General features: G+C 40.8%; 14 protein-coding genes and 1 other annotated feature. Of the genes, 3 read left to right on the forward strand and 11 right to left on the reverse strand.

Annotation, left to right across the window (positions count from 1 at the left end; genetic code table 11):
- Positions 1-79 precede the first annotated feature (79 nt).
- Positions 80-1,012, forward strand: a complete 933-nt coding sequence (gene rnhC / locus BN6556_RS18720; RefSeq protein ID WP_066194576.1) for a ribonuclease HIII — start codon at positions 80-82, stop codon at positions 1,010-1,012.
- Between the two features lie 110 nt (positions 1,013-1,122).
- Here the strand turns inward: rnhC and BN6556_RS18725 are convergent, their stop codons facing one another.
- The 8 genes from BN6556_RS18725 to BN6556_RS18760 all read right to left on the reverse strand — a co-directional run bounded on the left by BN6556_RS18725 (position 1,123) and on the right by BN6556_RS18760 (position 12,935).
- Positions 1,123-2,889, reverse strand: a complete 1,767-nt coding sequence (locus BN6556_RS18725; RefSeq protein ID WP_392388601.1) for a glycoside hydrolase family 2 protein — start codon at positions 2,887-2,889, stop codon at positions 1,123-1,125.
- A 10-nt stretch (positions 2,890-2,899) separates the two neighbouring features.
- The gene (locus BN6556_RS18730; RefSeq protein ID WP_066194581.1) at positions 2,900-3,751 is read right to left on the reverse strand and encodes a carbohydrate ABC transporter permease; all 852 of its coding nucleotides are present in this window, start codon (positions 3,749-3,751) and stop codon (positions 2,900-2,902) included.
- Complete coding sequence (locus BN6556_RS18735; protein ID WP_066194584.1) at positions 3,752-4,624, reverse strand: carbohydrate ABC transporter permease; 873 nt, start codon at positions 4,622-4,624, stop codon at positions 3,752-3,754.
- A gap of 40 nt (positions 4,625-4,664) precedes the next feature.
- Positions 4,665-5,972 (reverse strand): extracellular solute-binding protein, encoded by a 1,308-nt coding sequence (locus tag BN6556_RS18740; RefSeq protein WP_066194586.1) that lies wholly within the window; start codon positions 5,970-5,972, stop codon positions 4,665-4,667.
- Between the two features lie 584 nt (positions 5,973-6,556).
- Positions 6,557-7,480, reverse strand: coding sequence for an ArsR/SmtB family transcription factor (locus BN6556_RS18745; RefSeq protein ID WP_066194589.1), 924 nt, complete (start codon positions 7,478-7,480; stop codon positions 6,557-6,559).
- 832 nt (positions 7,481-8,312) lie between these two features.
- Positions 8,313-10,739 (reverse strand): phenylalanine--tRNA ligase subunit beta, encoded by a 2,427-nt coding sequence (gene pheT, locus BN6556_RS18750; RefSeq protein ID WP_066194592.1) that lies wholly within the window; start codon positions 10,737-10,739, stop codon positions 8,313-8,315.
- Between the two features lie 12 nt (positions 10,740-10,751).
- Complete coding sequence (gene pheS, locus BN6556_RS18755; protein ID WP_066194595.1) at positions 10,752-11,786, reverse strand: phenylalanine--tRNA ligase subunit alpha; 1,035 nt, start codon at positions 11,784-11,786, stop codon at positions 10,752-10,754.
- 96 nt (positions 11,787-11,882) lie between these two features.
- Positions 11,883-12,127 (reverse strand) — a binding site (T-box leader).
- Positions 12,128-12,194: 67 nt separating this feature from the next.
- A complete protein-coding gene (locus BN6556_RS18760) occupies positions 12,195-12,935 on the reverse strand; it encodes a TrmH family RNA methyltransferase (protein ID WP_066194598.1) in 741 nt (246 codons plus the stop codon).
- Positions 12,936-13,043: 108 nt separating this feature from the next.
- Between BN6556_RS18760 and sspI the strand changes: the two genes are divergently transcribed.
- Positions 13,044-13,259, forward strand: a complete 216-nt coding sequence (gene sspI / locus BN6556_RS18765; RefSeq protein WP_066194601.1) for a small acid-soluble spore protein SspI — start codon at positions 13,044-13,046, stop codon at positions 13,257-13,259.
- Between the two features lie 55 nt (positions 13,260-13,314).
- On the opposite strand, the gene BN6556_RS18770 is transcribed toward sspI, so the two are convergent.
- Genes BN6556_RS18770 through BN6556_RS18780 form a run of 3 tightly spaced genes read right to left on the reverse strand, consistent with a single transcriptional unit; the run spans position 13,315 to position 15,717 of the window.
- Positions 13,315-14,046 carry an ABC transporter permease gene (locus BN6556_RS18770; protein WP_066194603.1) on the reverse strand — a complete coding sequence of 244 codons (732 nt, stop codon included), beginning with the start codon at positions 14,044-14,046 and terminating at the stop codon, positions 13,315-13,317.
- On the reverse strand, positions 14,046-14,981 hold the full coding sequence (locus tag BN6556_RS18775) for an ABC transporter ATP-binding protein (RefSeq protein ID WP_066194605.1): 936 nt from the start codon (positions 14,979-14,981) through the stop codon (positions 14,046-14,048). Before BN6556_RS18775 ends, BN6556_RS18770 begins: the two co-directional genes overlap by 1 nt.
- A complete protein-coding gene (locus BN6556_RS18780) occupies positions 14,971-15,717 on the reverse strand; it encodes a MerR family transcriptional regulator (protein ID WP_066194609.1) in 747 nt (248 codons plus the stop codon). Before BN6556_RS18780 ends, BN6556_RS18775 begins: the two co-directional genes overlap by 11 nt.
- A 481-nt stretch (positions 15,718-16,198) precedes the next feature.
- Here BN6556_RS18780 and BN6556_RS22685 point away from each other — a divergent pair, with 481 nt between their 5' ends.
- Positions 16,199-16,861 (forward strand): lytic transglycosylase domain-containing protein, encoded by a 663-nt coding sequence (locus BN6556_RS22685; RefSeq protein ID WP_066194612.1) that lies wholly within the window; start codon positions 16,199-16,201, stop codon positions 16,859-16,861.
- Position 16,862 lies beyond the last annotated feature (1 nt).

Consider the following 16,862-nt stretch of genomic DNA (forward strand, 5'->3'; position numbering starts at 1 on the left):
CACAAACATTCGATGCGCATTTTTGTTTGACTTTTTGAACATCCTTTACTATGTATTAGATAAGAAAGGAAGAGATACCTTGTCGAACGTTGTACTGCAAATTCCGCCGAAACATTTACAAAAAATAAAAGATTATTATGCCCAACATATTACCAAGGTGCCACCAAACTCCCTTTTCCTTGCTAAAAAAAACATGACGACGATTACCGCCTATAAATCTGGCAAAGTGATGTTCCAGGGAGATCAAGCAGAAACCGAGGCAAAACAATGGAACGAATTAGCCTTCCGTACGAAAGCATCCTCTGCAAAAACGGTGAACCAACACGATTATGCGCCACCAACTGCTATTTTCCAGCAAGCCCATATCGGTACAGACGAAGCCGGTACAGGAGATTATTTTGGCCCTGTGACCGTTAGTGCCGCTTACGTACCACAAGATCAAATAAAGGCTTTACAAACGATGGGTATTACCGACTCCAAGACAATTACCGATCAGAATATTGCACGCCTAACCAAAGAAATCGTGCAGTTAAAGATTCCATATACCTTATTAACATTGCCTAATCGAAAGTATAATCAACTACAGAAGAAAGGTTGGAATCAGGGGAAGATAAAAGCAATGTTACACCAGCATGCGATCGATAAGCTACTGGCTAAAATAGGGGCAAAAGATTCACGTGGCATTGTGATTGATCAGTTTTGTCAACCCGCTGCTTTTCTCAAGCATATCCAGCAAGAAGGGCTTAAACTTGCTGAGAAGACCTATTTTATGACAAAAGCAGAAAGTTATTCTACTTCGGTTGCCGTTGCTTCGATTTTGGCACGAGCACGATTTGTGAGGGAAATGGATCGATTATCGGAACAATATGGGATCACGATTCCAAAAGGGGCTTCCAACCGAGTCGATGAAACGGCTGCTTATCTAATTAAACAAAATGGGATAGAAGCCTTGGATGACATAGCCAAGATGCACTTTGCTAATACCGATAAGGCCATGCGTTATCTTCATTAGTATGAAAAGGGGACATCTGCTACAGATGCCCCCTTTCCTAATTCTTTTAGAGATTGTTCAACAAGTCCAATAAAAATGACGCAGCAAACTTTTTGAACGTGTACTATCTATTAAGCATCGTTAATTTCTTTGATCTTCTCCATCGCTATCTTTGGCTCTCTGTTTTCATAGAGTAGTCCATTCACTTCCTGTTGTACATCTGTAGTCTGTGTATAACAATAACCAGTAATATAAGGAATGGATTTAATCGCGTCGGTGATCTCTCGATAACGCTTGAGAAACGCTGCTTCCGAATCAACTTGGTTACCATAGCCCCAGCCCTTCTCATCCTGGAAGGCAATTCCACCATACTCGGTTAACATCACAGGCTGACCTTTGTAAGAGTAACCTTCCGCAAAGGCATACTTTCCTTTGTTGTGCGGAATCTTATTACCCAAAATCGTCTCTTTATCCTGATAACGATCGATAAATGCCTGACCAAACTCTTCATAGTCATGAAGGGCAATGATATCAGAGATCGTATGCTCCCAGCCATCATTAACAATTACTGGTCTTTCTGGATCGATCGACTTCGTTAAGTGATAGATCGCCTCGGTGAAGGCCTGTTGTTTTTTATTGGTAAAGATATTCGGCACTCCCCACGATTCATTAAACGGCACCCAAGTAATAATAGACGGATGATTAAAACGCTGCTGAACTATCTCCAGCCATTCCTTGGTAAACTGTTCGACCGCCTCATCACCATATTCATAAGTGGCAGCCATTTCGGACCAGACTAGCACCCCTTTCTTATCACACCAATACATAAAACGGTCATCCTCAATCTTCTGGTGTTTGCGGACACCATTGAAGCCCATCGCCAATGTCTTGTCGATATCTTCTATAATCGCTTCTTCTGACGGTGGTGTAATCGAGGAATCTGGCCAATAGCCCTGATCCAATAACAATTTCTGGTACACCGGAGAGTTATTTAATAATACTTGACCATCCTTGATCGATACCTTGCGCATGCCGAAATAGGATGTCACTTCATCGACCAATTGCTCACCGACATATAGCTTAAAATGAACATCATACAAATTAGGGTGCGCAGGCGACCAGAGTTTTAACTTCCACTCTTGAAAATCCGCCAATAAATCTACTTCCTGGCTCACTTGATTACGCTGTGGATAGATAGAAGTCTGTGTAATAGACTTCCCTTCAAAAGAAATCAGCGTATCTATGCGCACATCGTTGTCCAATTCGCCATTTACATGATAGGTAAACGCGATAGACTGCTGATCAATATTTGGTTCCATTTTCACATGATCCAGAGACTGAGTTGGCAGGTACTCCAACCAAACAGTCTGCCATATCCCCGTGGTTTGCACATACCAACAGCCGAAATTATAATCCACCCAGCGTTGTTTTCCTCGCGGCTGATAACAGCTGTAGCTATCTTCCACTTTTACCACTACTTGATTGGATTCTCCATATCGCACCTGATCAGAAATATCAAAGGCAAAAGCGGCATTACCACCTTGATGATCACCCACATATTTCCCGTTAATCCATACCTTCGTCAGAAAATCGGATGCTTGAAAACGTAAAATCACACGTTTTTCTGCCTGTTCTGCTGGTATTTCCACCTCTCTTTTATACCAGATATAAGGGTGGAATGCCTCCTCGCCAATACCACTTGCCTTTGTTTCATAGGTGAATGGCACTTGAATCGTCTGGTCAAAGTCTTTGTTATGAAACCACTCCGCTTTTTCTCCTTGGTTCTGGTCATCAAAAGCAAATTGCCAGGCCCCATTCAGGTTCTGCCAGTCCTCACGTTGAAATTGTGGTCTTGGGTAATCGGTTCGTTGGTGCGTTGATTGTGTTGTCATGTTCATCCATCCTTTCTTATCCTTTGATTCCTGTAAAACTAATTCCTTTTACAATTTGTTTTTCAAAAATTAAAAATGCAACAATGACTGGCAAGGAAGCAATCGCATTGGCCGTCATTGGTAATACATAGGCTTGTGAATAGGCCGAATTAAATACTGGTAGCCCTACTGGAAGGGTATACAATGTCTCTGACAAAATCGAGAGATATGGCCATAAGAAATTATTCCACGATCCAATAAAAGTAAAGATACCAATTGCAGCTAAAGCTGGTTTTGCTAAAGGTAAAACAATTTTATAATAAAGTGTAAAGTAAGAACAGCCATCAATTCTAGCACTTTCCACAATCTCTTTTGGTACGCCGTCAAAGAAGCTTTTCAAGATAATGACCCCAATTGGTGAAGCCACCATAGGCAATATCAGCCCTTCGTACGTATCAATCATATTCATCGCCTTCACAATTTCATACAATGGAATAATCGTTGCCTCCCCTGGGATCATTAACCCTAACAAAAAGAATACAAATATGGTCCGTTTGAAACGAAACTTCATTTGTGAAATCGCAAAAGCAGCTAAGGAAGTGATCACCAGCGTAATTGCCGTGGTAAAAATACCGATAATAAAGCTGTTCATCAGCCAACGTAAAATCAAACTATCCAAGATTAAATGAATATAGTTACCAATCGTATAAGGCGGCGTAAACCACTCTATAGGATTGGAGGTCATAAACCCATCCGGCTTTACGGAGACAAACAACATCCAAATAATCGGTAGCAAAAATACAGCAGCAACCAGACATCCAATCGTGATTTTTAAACCATGATACGGATCTCTATTTCTTTGTAACAATTTAGAACGATGTTGACTCATTTAATCCTCCTCCGATCTTTGAAAACGCAGTTGAATAATCGAAAGAATTAGCAAGATAAAGAATAAAGCATAGGACATCGTAGCGGCATAACCCAGATTATTTTGAGTAAAGCCTATCTCATAAATGTACTGAATCAATGGCTTGGTGGCACCACCCGGTCCACCATCCGTAATCAAGAGAATCTGGGCAAACACTTTATAAGAAGCCAGTATTTGCAATAGCAAAATGACTCTGCTTATCGGTGTCAATTGTGGCATCGTGATGTATTTAAACTGCTCCCATCTGGTTGCGCCATCTATTTCACTTGCTTCATATAGACTCTCCGGTATATCCTGTAAGCTTGCTAAGTATAAAATCATATTGAACCCGACGGTCCACCATAGAGTAACCCCTACAATGGAAAACCAGGCAAGTACTGTATCAGCCATCCAAAAAGGTTCGATATCCATACCTAATGATTGAATCACATTATTCACTAACCCATCATAAGGTTGCAGCATAAATATCGCTAAGAAGGAAATGACCGATACCGACAAAATACTTGGAAGAAAGTACGCACTGCGGAAAAAAGTTTGCAATTTACTGTTTAAGTTTGCTAACAGAGCCAACACGAGTGCTAAAATGACCATAGTTGGTGTTGTCAAAATAACAAACAGGGTCGTATTCCACAACGTACGCCAAAAGTCATTATCCGTAAACATCTCCACATAGTTAGCCAAACCGACAAAATCTAATTTCCCTACCAGGTTCCAATCATACAAACTCATTTCCATTCCTTTAAAAATTGGCAAAATGGTGAATAAGAAATAGGCGATAAAAAAAGGTAATAGAAATGGTACTGCCTTTAGTTCTTGTTTCCAAGATTTCTTCATGTTTATACTCCTCTCTGTCGATCCCTACCATCGAACAGGATTAATCGATTAGATCCTCTACATCCCTCTCTATTTGGTCAAAAGCCTCTTCAGGAGATATATCACCAGACCAAATCCTATCCAGGTTTTCTTGCATGACAGTTTGTAAACCTCTGGTATAAATCGTTTGATCCAAGAAATTGACATAGTCGGCAACTTCGGCATAATCACTTCGATAAGGTATCGATTGGAAAGCTTCTGATTCTACTACGGTATCTTTGGAAGGTATATGTCCAGCTTTCGCCCACATTTCCCCGTGGTCTGTAGCAAATTCCAAAAATTGAATAGCACCCTGTACCACTTCTTCATTCACCTCATCTTTTGCTGGAAGAATAAGCGTATGTGAACTACCCCACGCCCCTTCTTCATCGAAAAGAGTTGGAATCGGCATCGGTGTAAAATCTAACCCATCAGTGGTCTCCCAAATTCCTGTTGCCCATACACCCGTAGTGATTACTGCAGACTTTCCTGATTGGAAGTTCCCATAAAAATCGGCTTGATTTAATGGAATCACCTCATGTTCTTGAAAGAGACTTCGAACCAACTCAGCTGCTTCGATGGCTTTGTCCTCCTCTAGTGCATAACTAGTGTCATCGATGCTTTCTTCAGACAGGATATGCTCTCCACCAAGTTGTGTATAGAAGGTCCACCATAACCAAAATGGATCACTTCCATTCGTTGACAAAGCAAAAGGCATCTGCTCCCCATCCAATTCTCCTTTTAAGGTGACGAAAAAATCAACAAAACCTTGCGGCGATTCTTCCATATCGATTGAGCCATCCTCATTTAACAACCCTGCTCCATCAACAAGCTCATTATTGACATACATAATTTGCGAATGAGTATCAATAGGCACCGCGACATGTTTATCATCAAATACCGTTGACTGAAGAATGTTTTGATTAAAATCCTCCCATTGCATGACGTCTTCCTGATCTAATTCTCCAATGTCAAAAAGCAAGTCCTGATTAACGAATTCAGCTAATACATAGTCATGAGCAATCGCTATATCAGGTCCCCTGCCTGCCCCCATACTTGTCAGTAATTTCGTGTAATATTCCGCATTTTCCTGCATAATATTATGGATATAATAGTCTGATTGGCTTTCGTTGAAGGCGTTTACAATATCTTGCATATATTCCGCATCACCTCCACCAAACAAATTCCACATGACAACTTCTGTCCTCCCATCAGAGGTTTCCCCGCCCTGATTCGGCGAACCCCCGCTTAATAACCAAGAATGAGAACAAGCCGTTAAGAGAAAGAGACAACAAACGACTACAGAAACTGGTTTCCATCGTTCCTTCATACCAATAATTCCTCCTAACCGGAAGCAACTTATTATATTACAAATATTATGTTTATTTATAGGATATTTGTAATATTAACTAAAGTATACGTTTTCAAAACGGACATGTCAATGGAAAAATTGAATATTATATGTTTTAATACATTATTTTTGTAATTTGGATGTTTAAGAAAACCGAACAACCCTCGCCCGGTCCTTTATTACTATATAAGTTGAACTTATAAATGTAACAAAAACGTGTGACAGGCAAGTCTTTGCTCGCTTTATTTCCTGCTAATACCTCGTTTGATCTATGTTTGGTCCATTCGTGTGAATGACTATTCAAACGCCTTTCAGATCCATGAGAAGTGATTTCATTCTACTTATAACATCAAAAGAAAATGCTGACTACTGATAAAGAGGGGTTATAAGTAGACAACTTTACTATATGGCATAGATGGACTCGTTACATTATCCAACTTATCGATATCGCGATTTGTTCCATGTCAAAATGATTCCACATCTTACGATACCAATCATTTTTCTTATTTTAGTATAAACTAAATAACCCCTGCCATTATATTAATGACAAGGGATTATTCATCTTACTTATAATCTATTCTCATTACGATTTCTTGTGGATGATCACCGAATTCCTTACCAAATACATTCAATCCGCCTTTATGAATTGCTTCTTCTTTAATTCCTACACGAAAGGTAACGAAATTCTGATCCATTAAATGCAAATCTTCTATCGTCGCATCGGATAAGCGAATATCGTCCAACATCGTTTGTTCTTGGGTTATTTTCCATGTTTTCAAGCTACCATACTGTGTACTGGTTGATTCTGCCCAATAGGGAGGGTTCAATTTTCCTGGGCGATCACCAAAATCACCTGGACTTGTCCATGTACCTACATCCACTCCATTGACCCAAATCGTGATATCCGAGGGCCAATTATGATCATGGTTTGGTGCTTCTGAGCATATCTCTAAGGAAAATTGAATGTTTTTAATTTCTACTTGTTTCTCTAAAATAATAGGAAATGTGTACTCCAAGTATCCTTTACGAGTCCAAATAATCTGCGCCTCACTTTTGAGCGGACTGTAGAAATACACCGATTCATCTTCAGGAAATAGAATCCCGTCTCGGCTAGCCATTCCACATGTAGGAGCTACTTGAAAATCAGAGAATTGACCAATCGGCATCTCCATTTGATAACACTCTGTCTGACTTGCCTGCTTCACTTGCTGATTTAAAATAATATGTATATCATCGAAATTCCTTGTACATACCTTCATCGCCCCTCGGCTCGCCGGACGAAGTTCTGTATTAATCAAAGAGGCTTCCTCTAAGACTTTCACATGTGAAGCTGCGGTAGAAACAGGAATGTTTAACTCCTGTGATAGCTGATGCACATTAAGATTGTCCTTGTTTAACAGGTTAATCATTTGTAATCGCACCTTTGCCGACAAGGCATGGGTCACCTTTCGCAACTGTTCTGGATCATTCATCGACAATTCAAGCACAACCAACACCTTCCTTTCTTAACAACATTTATATTTATTTTCTGTTTTAATATAAATATTTTATATCATATCGAACATTACTACAAGAATTCAGCATTAAATAAAGATAATAGGTTAGCATAATGGAAAAATACACATTGTTGACTGTTTGTTCCAAGATATATTAGAAAACTCTGAAGCGCGTTGAACTCTTTGTCCTTTTTGCCAGGATAGATAGCCACATTCCAAATACAGTGTCGATAAGATAATAATGTGAACCTTACTAGGGATCACTTTGAGATAAGAATAGTGCAGGTCAACACTTCTAGCAAGTCTTCTTTAGCGTAGGCGCTGTCGGGAAGTTGTCTAGTTTTTGACACTTGTAGCCAAACAGAGAAAAGCGCAGTGTGAAGACCCCGCAGGAAACGATCTTTGCTGACTCATGAGGCTAAACCAAATGCCTCGCAGTATAGGAAACACAATAAGAGCGTTCTGTGTTCGAATCGCTTGTTGACTCATACCCTGTGGGTAAAATAGAAACCTATTTTCGGAGCGCTTCCTAGCACAAACAAACAATCAACTTTATTACATGGAATAGGTGAACTCCTTACTTTACATAATCCGTCTTATCGGCACACAGGTTCGTTCGAAGTCAAAATCGTTCCACAACCTATAATATCGAGAATGCTTTTTTATCCTACAAAATAATAACAAATTTGCTTGACATGATTGGCATCTTGGCTAGAAGAAACGTTTTTTAGGTCAAAACCTTGCGAACACCTATTATTGTCAAGATGATATTCTTTCTATATAAAAAATAGCCATACCCACTTCAGATATGGCTATCCATTAGTTATCCCCTTAATGAGGCATGGTGCTGCTCTTCCACCGCTGTAAGAATAGCTTGGTAAGAGGCTTCGACTTCTTCATCCGTTAACGTTCTATCCGGATCCTGATAAAATAAACGGAAGGCCACGGATTGTTTACCTACTTCCAAATGTTCTCCTTGATAAACATCAAAGACTTGAACATCTTGCAATAGCGCGCCACCTGCTTGCTGAATAGTAGTCTGCAATGCACCAGCAGGTACGGCTTCATCAACGACAAGCGCAATATCCCTTGTTACACTCGGATAGCGAGGGATCTTGTCAAAGCTCGGTTCATTATCGTGGATCGTTAATAAATAATCCAGATCAATGTCGAACACATAGGTTTCTTTTAGATCATAACTCTTTTGCAATTGTGGATGGATTTGACCTAGAAAACCTACCGGACGATCTCCAATAAAAAGCTGGGCAGTTCTGCCTGGGTGCATATCCAACAAACTAGCCTGTTGATAGGTGGCATCGATTTGCAATGTTGCAAATAGCTCTTCGATCATTCCTTTTACAACATAGAAATCCACCGTTTTTTTCTCTTGCTGCCAAGGGTGGTTGACCCATTCTCCTGTCAATAAACCAGATAAACGCAGTCGTTCTTCAGGCTGATCCGTTAGCTGCTCTTGCTGTGAAATAAACACACTACCGACTTCATAATAGGCGAGGTTCCCCTGTTTTCTCGCCGTATTATACGAAGCAGAGCTTAATAATTCGGGCAAACTACTTAAACGCAAGGTACTGTGATCTTCACTCATCGGCATAGCCAGCGATACTGGAGAGACCATTTCATCTGCTACTTCTGGACTAATCAACTGTGTAGCACGTTCTTTGCTCGTTAACGAATACGTAATCGTCTCAGACAAGCCCATACCTTCCAAGAGTTGCTTGATATCACGTTTTAGCTGCTGCCTATTTGTTAGCCCTCCTGCTTGCACAGCCCCCGCAGGTAAAGTGAATGGCAAATGATCATATCCATAAATGCGTGCTACTTCCTCTAACATATCCTCAAAAATAACAATATCTTGGCGTCGAGTTGGGATATAAACCGTAAATACTTCTCCATCTTGGTCATAATTAAAATGCAATTTACGCAAAATCTCGGCAATTTCTTCCTCGCTAATCTCCGTTCCTAAACGATCATTGATCACAGAAGCCTGGACACTTACAATCTTTTCCGAATAATCTAATGTATCATGCTCGACAAGTCCCGAAAAGATGGTTGCTCCAGCATGCTCTTGAAATAATTGGCATGCCCGTTGTCCTGCCAAAGATACTCTATTAGGATCTAATCCTTTTTCCATACGGGTGCTTGATTCGCTTCGTAAGTCAAAGTCTTTTGCTGCCTTGCGAACGGTTGGCCCTTCAAAATAGGCTGCCTCTAATAAGACACTTTTCGTTTGGTCCGATACCTCTGAATCAGCACCGCCCATCACCCCAGCTAAAGCTACTGGTTCTTTGCCATTGGTAATCACTAAATGGTCTGAGGTCAAGGAACGCTCCTGACCATCAAGTGTTGTGATCTTCTCTCCGTCTTCTGCCATCCTGACAACTACTTCTGCAGAGCCAAATTTGTCGAAATCAAAGGCATGTAGCGGCTGACCGAGTTCCAACTGTACATAGTTGGTAATATCAACTACGTTATTAATGGGACGGATGCCAGCCGCCATTAAGTAATTTTGCATCCAGAGCGGGGATGGCTTCACTTGCAGGTCTTTGATTAAGAACGCTCCATAATAAGGGTTTTGTTTTGCTGCTTCTACTTTTACCGATAGAAAATCTTCCGCTGCTTGATCTGTTGTCAGATAATTCGACTGTGGCAAACGAATCGGCACATCCAAAATCGCTGCGACTTCATAAGCAACACCTAACATACTCAAAGCATCCGATCGATTAGGTGTGATATCTAAGTCGATAATAGTATCATCCAGATTCAATAATTCCGTCACATTGGTACCTATTTCGGCATCATCAGGAAATACATAAATGCCGTCGGCGAATGCCTTTTGGACAAATTGTTCTTCCACACCTAACTCCTGTAAGGAGCAAATCATACCGTTGGATTCTACACCTCGTAGTTTGGTCTTCTTAATCTTAAAGTTACCAGGTAATATGGCTCCCGGTGTAGCAACGGCTACCTTCTGTCCTTGTGCAATATTTGGTGCTCCACAAATAATCTGCAGACTTTCCTCTCCAATATTGACCTGACACAAGTTTAGTTTATCGGCATTGGGGTGTTTTTCACAGGATTCTACATAACCTACGACAACCTTTTCCAATGGTTTGGCAAAGTACGCTAGACCATCTACTTCAATACCTGTTTTCGTAATGCGTTCTGCTAATTCTTTCGGGCTGACTTGGTCTATATCTACATATTCTTTTAACCAATTTAATGATACATACATGCTAGCTCCTCCTTACTTGGTGTGAAACTGTTTCAAGAATCTGACATCATTCGTATAGAAATGGCGAATATCATGAATGCCATACTTTAACATAGCAATCCGGTCTGGCCCCATCCCAAAGGCAAAACCACTATATTCTGCTGGATCGTATCCTGCCATTTCTAAAACACGAGGATGAACCATACCAGCACCTAAAATCTCAATCCAGCCTGACTGTTTGCATACACTGCAACCTTTTCCTTTACACACCTTACAAGAAATATCCATTTCAACCGAAGGCTCGGTAAACGGAAAAAAACTGGGACGAAGACGGATTTCACGATCTTCGCCAAACATTTGCTTGGCAAAATGATTTAAAACACCCTTCAAATCACTCATACGCACATTTTTATCGACTAATAGTCCTTCAATTTGTGTAAACTGATGAGAGTGAGTCGCGTCATCGGTATCTCTGCGATAAACTTTACCTGGACAAATCATTTTTACCGGTCGTTTATCCTCAATTGCATTCATCGTGCGTGCCTGTACCGGAGACGTATGGGTACGCATCAACAGTTCCTTGGTAATGTAGAACGAGTCCTGCATATCACGTGCCGGGTGTTCTTTTGGTAAGTTTAATGCCTCAAAGTTGAAATAATCGGTTTCCACTTCTGGCCCTTCTCTAACCTCAAAGCCCATGCCGATAAACAGATCTTCTATCTCTTCAATGATGGAGGTAAGAATATGGGGTCCACCAATTGGCACAGGACGTCCAGGTAATGTGACGTCGATGGTTTCAGCTGCCAACTGCTTCTCTAATTCGGCTGCTTCGATTGCCGTTTGTTTCTCCTCAATCGCGGTAGCAATCTCTCCTCGAACGGTATTGGCCATTTCTCCTATCACTGGGCGCTCCTCTTTGGATAATTTGCCCATACCTCTTAGCACTTCCGTTATCGGCCCTTTTTTCCCTAGATAGGCAATCTTCACGTCTTGCAGTTCTTTTAACGTCGTGGCGTGAGTAACTTTTTCTACAGCTTCTGTCTGTAAAGCTTCTAATTGATCTTTCATCGATTGTTACCTCCTTTTATGGATGACTGTTCGTTTCTTGAAACATACCTTCTATTGATACACGATGACTTCCAATAAAAAAAGCCCCTCCCTGTAAAAAGGGACGAGGCTATTAATTTCGCGGTACCACCCTTGTTGATACAGCATCACCAGCTATATCCACTCAAGTTATCAAGATAACGGTATAAACCGGAACACCTTTACTTGTTAGGTAAACAAGGTCTAAGTGTCAGCTCCAGAGTGAAATTCGATATGTGATCGTTAGAAACACTTCCAATCCAAGGTGTCTCCTTCCTGCAAACGATGGGTCACACATGTACTAACTCCTTCACAGCCATTAAAATAATGTTAGTAATATTCCTATTATAAGCAACTGCCAGTGATGTTGCAAGTTTCTTTTTCATTTTCCTATTTTTTCACCGTTTCGTACATCAGAATAGCGGCGGCGATGGAGACATTTAACGATTCTGCTTGCCCATGAATGGGAATGTTGACACGCTGATCGGCTTGCTCCATTAAATCTGGGCTGACACCTGCCCCTTCATTTCCGACAATGATCGCTAATTTATTGGGAACGGGTAATTGGTGATAATAATTGGCATTGTCTAGTCCAGTTGCCCACACCGTTATATCTGCTTTTTTTAATGTTTCTAGCTCCTCTAATAGATCAACTTCGAGAATTTCCAGATGAAATAACGAGCCTTGCGTACTGCGTAGCACCTTGTCATTAAATAAATCCACGGTTCCCTTTCCTAACATGACGGTGTCAAATCCCGCTGCATCTGCTGTCCGGATCATGGTGCCCAAATTACCTGGATCCTGTACTTGATCGACTAATAAGGCACGCTTGATCACTCTGTTTGTCGCATGCTTCTTTTTTACCACCGCGATAACGCCTTGTGGTGTTTGGGTGGTACTGACAGCATCCATCACATGGTCGCTTACCTCATGACAAGGATAGTGAATCCACGCTTCGGGTACTTCCACACCTGTTTGGTAAATGATTTCCTCTATCTCCCAATCGCTATAATGGGCTTCTTCCACTAAATGGAATCCTTCCACAATAAACGTTTTCGTTTGATCCCGACTTTTTTTCTTGTGCAATTTGCGCCATTGCTTCACTTTTTCATTTTTTACGGATGTTAACATACGGTTCATTCCTCTTATTTTGATGTTACTATCATACATATTATAAGACAGGTAGGTCAAACTAAAACGAAAAGATCAAGCTAAAGATAAAAGGTGGGTGAAGAAAAAATGGATTTAAACTTACGTAAGGCGATTATGTCTAATGTCAGTGGTAATTCCGCCGACGAATTAGAAGCAACGATCGTTGACGCTATTCAAAGCGGTGAAGAAAAAATGCTGCCAGGGCTTGGTGTATTATTTGAATTATACTGGAATGAAGTAGATCAAGCAGATAAAACAGAGGTATTGGAAACATTGGAACATGTCGTGCAGCAAGGGCAATAACAATAATAAAGCAACGTATCATGGCTGGTACGTTGCTTTGTTTGATCGTATACACCTATTTCCTATTCAAAATAAACATAGCACCTCCAAATCCTAAGATACACCATACCAATAAATTTAGATAATTTCCCATCGTCGCTTCAAAAGTAGAGGTTGCCAAGGAGGCACGCATCACTTCTGCCATGGAATAAATCGGCAATACTTCATGGAGAGATTGGAGCCATTCCGGCAATCGATCCATTGGAAAATTCACTGGAGAAAACATCAGTGCTCCAAATATAACTAGCTGGGAAATACCCATGGATGCCGTTGGTGACAATAAATAAGAAAATCCATACCCTACACCGATGGAGGTTAATGCAATCATCAACAATGCTGGAACTACCGTCCATGAAATATCATATCCCGGACTAAACAAAAAATGCGCAACCATCGTGGAAACGACAATTCCCGGTAAGGTAATGAATAGCCAAATGGTCGTATCTGCACTAAGAATGACAGAACGGTTAACAGGCCAGGTCCGCATAAATTCCATATACCCATCTGATTTTGCACCACCCACCTGTTGAGGTAAAATCACCATCCCTGCCGTAATCAAAATAATCGTCGGTGCACCGGTAGCCAAAAATAGGATCGTCTCCGTACTTGGACTTGGGATCAGATAGGTGAATCCAATGACAATTCCTATCGATATCAGAATTTGCAGCAATGCCATAAAAATAAAATATCCGGCATTTCTAATAAACTGCATCTGAAACACATACTTATAATGGCTGAGAATATTCATTACGAAACCGCCTCCTTGTTAGAGGTTAACTTAATATAGACATCCTCAATGGTGGTTGGAGACAAGGTATAGTCCATAACAATACCTTTATCTGCCTGATTCTTTGCCCACTCTATGGTGGCTAATACTTCCGACGAATTTAAAGAAAAAATAAGACGGGAGCCATTTTGTCGTGGTGATAGTACCCAATCTGGAAGCTCTATATGCTTTAATTCTTTACCTAGACTAAGCTCCATACGCATCTTGTCTTCCACTAAGCTTTTTATTTCCGTTGGATCTCCTTGGGTCAATATCTTTCCCTTATCCATAATCGCCACACGATTAACGGCCTTTTCCGCTTCCAAGACATTGTGTGTTACCAAAATTACGGAAGTTCCATTCTGAGTCAAATCCCGTATGACCTGCCAAAGATAACCTCTGCGAACTGGATCCACATCATTGGTAGGCTCATCAAGAACAACTAATTCACCCGGGGTAACCACCGCCATGCAAAAGGCTGTTAGACGACGTATGCCACCTGAGAGCTTTTCACCTTCTGTATTCGCCCACTCTTGGATATCCAACACCTCAAAAAGCTGTTCTACTCGCTTTGGGTCAAACTTTTTCCCTGCTCGAATTTTCCCCATCAACGTAACTGCCTGTTTTGGCGTTAAAAGGCCCAATGGTACTTGGGACTGTGGCTGCACGGAACATAAAGATCGTGCCCTGGCAGGTGAAGCCGTAACCGATTTACCTAGCAGCTCTATATTTCCTTCTTCTGGTGTTAGAAGTCCTGTTATTTGATTAACTAATGTTGTTTTACCCGCGCCATTATGACCGAGAAGTCCAAATATTTCCCCTTCCTTAATCTGAAATGTAAGATGATCATTAGCTACATTTTCAGATTTACCTTTACCACGAAAGACCTTCGTAACCCCTTTTACATCAAGTATCATTCTTTAATTCCTCCTCCTTTGCCATAAAGACACGTTCAATGAATTGAATAACTTCTTTGTTCATGGGATAAAAAACAATGCCTTCTTTTAAGTTTTGCAGTGCCCCCCACATATCTAGAAGTAACTCTTCATCATTCCCAAACATACTCTCTACCTGATTTGACCAATCCTCTACCAGCCGCTGTGCTTTTTCTGAAGCCGGGTCAAGATCCAAGTTATCTTTCATATCATGGATAACATTTATCCACTTTTTGATATCTTCTTCACTCATATTCTTCACATTCATATCCATAACTCTTTTCATTTCTTGGCTATTTAAATAATCTGCATAAGGATTTAATGTTTCTTCTGGATGCTGTTGATACATTTTAATAATGCTAAAAATGATCTGCCAATTAATTTCTCCCTCTATTTCAATTGCATACGAAACACCCAGCAATGATTTTTCTAGTGTCTCCAAGCGTTCTTGTTCTTTTTTTATCAACTCAAGCTGCTGTTGAATCGATTCCTGCCAGGTCGAAGTGGAATCTTCCAGAATTTCTTTTATTTGTTCGAGTGAAAAGCCCATATATTTTAATGCCAAAACACGCTCTAAACGCATGACATCATCCTCACTGTATAAGCGATATCCTCCCTCCGTCTTTGATGTAGGTTCGATTAACCCAATTTCACCATAATAATCCAATGTTCTTACCGTCACTCCCGAATTCTTTGATAACTTTCCAATGGTATACATCGCTTCACCTCACCTTTACTTTCTTAAGTATAAAGCAACACGTAACGTGCTGCTCAAGAGAAAAATGAAAAAAATTTATATAAAGATGGAACACTTTGCTTTGGACGTGCCATTTATGAACGAAAAGCGGAAAGCGCCCTCTTAAAAATGTAGAGATTGGAGAGACGCAACTGAGATAAAGGAAACACGGCGACGTGAGGAGTCGATGTTGACTTTCACCCGCAGGGCATAAGTGCGACTTTAGCTCTGTCTGCGCCTGTTGGCTTGCCAGTCGCTAAGTCTTCTTTATCGTAGGGCGTGTCGTGAAATCTCTAAAGTTTGGCGCTTGGAGCTGGACACGGCTGTTCCTGAATAAGAATTTATTCATGCAAAATGATATACTTTCCTATCTTACAAGAAAAGCATTGATAATCATTGCCTTTCCTGATAAAAAAGGGTATATTTAACATAGTTAGTTTGATTTTAAAAGGGGTTATCCACGATGAACATAGACGCATATAATCACCTGATCCAAACACAGGCAATGACAAATATACAAAATCCGACTTCGACCAGTCCGGTTAGCTCTCCATTTGGACAAACAATCCGGAAAATATTGCAATCTAATACAGCTATGTCTCCTCTCCGTCAACCACAACTGAGCAGTACATACTTAACGAATGACCAGCTCGCTACAGGTATGTCCATCCGGAGTCAGCTTGGTGATACAGCTGTTATGCCAAAAATAACGGTACAAAACAGTAACCCAGCGCCCGTTTCTAATGCTAATAATGATATATCCACCATTGTGGAGCAGGTGGCTAACCAGTTTAATCTAGACGCCAAATTGATCGATGCCGTTATTCAAACGGAATCTAATTATAATCCTAATGCCGTCAGCCATGCCGGTGCACAAGGGCTCATGCAATTAATGCCTGGTACGGCTCAAGGTTTGGGTGTCACTAACCCTTTTAACCCTGTCGATAATATTACAGGTGGTGCGAAATATCTAAAACAAATGCTGGATCGTTATCAAGGCAATAAGACACTAGCCTTAGCTGCATACAACGCTGGTCCGGGTAATGTAGATAAATACAACGGCATTCCACCATTCAGCGAAACTCAGAATTATGTCAAAAAAGTACTAGGAACCTACCTGGGATAAC

Source organism: Gracilibacillus timonensis, assembly GCF_900086715.1.
Classification (GTDB): Bacteria; Bacillota; Bacilli; order Bacillales; family Amphibacillaceae; genus Gracilibacillus; species Gracilibacillus timonensis.

Excerpts from the sequence above, each read along its gene's own strand:
- BN6556_RS18740 (WP_066194586.1), bottom strand. The coding sequence starts at position 5,972 with ATGAAGGAACGATGGAAACCAGTTTCTGTAGTCGTTTGTTGTCTCTTT.
- BN6556_RS18725 (WP_392388601.1), bottom strand. The coding sequence starts at position 2,889 with ATGAACATGACAACACAATCAACGCACCAACGAACCGATTACCCAAGA.
- pheS (WP_066194595.1), bottom strand. The coding sequence starts at position 11,786 with ATGAAAGATCAATTAGAAGCTTTACAGACAGAAGCTGTAGAAAAAGTT.
- BN6556_RS22685 (WP_066194612.1), top strand. The coding sequence starts at position 16,199 with ATGAACATAGACGCATATAATCACCTGATCCAAACACAGGCAATGACA.
- BN6556_RS18760 (WP_066194598.1), bottom strand. The coding sequence starts at position 12,935 with ATGTTAACATCCGTAAAAAATGAAAAAGTGAAGCAATGGCGCAAATTG.
- sspI (WP_066194601.1), top strand. The coding sequence starts at position 13,044 with ATGGATTTAAACTTACGTAAGGCGATTATGTCTAATGTCAGTGGTAAT.
- BN6556_RS18775 (WP_066194605.1), bottom strand. The coding sequence starts at position 14,981 with ATGATACTTGATGTAAAAGGGGTTACGAAGGTCTTTCGTGGTAAAGGT.
- BN6556_RS18780 (WP_066194609.1), bottom strand. The coding sequence starts at position 15,717 with ATGTATACCATTGGAAAGTTATCAAAGAATTCGGGAGTGACGGTAAGA.
- BN6556_RS18735 (WP_066194584.1), bottom strand. The coding sequence starts at position 4,624 with ATGAAGAAATCTTGGAAACAAGAACTAAAGGCAGTACCATTTCTATTA.
- BN6556_RS18770 (WP_066194603.1), bottom strand. The coding sequence starts at position 14,046 with ATGAATATTCTCAGCCATTATAAGTATGTGTTTCAGATGCAGTTTATT.
- BN6556_RS18730 (WP_066194581.1), bottom strand. The coding sequence starts at position 3,751 with ATGAGTCAACATCGTTCTAAATTGTTACAAAGAAATAGAGATCCGTAT.
- pheT (WP_066194592.1), bottom strand. The coding sequence starts at position 10,739 with ATGTATGTATCATTAAATTGGTTAAAAGAATATGTAGATATAGACCAA.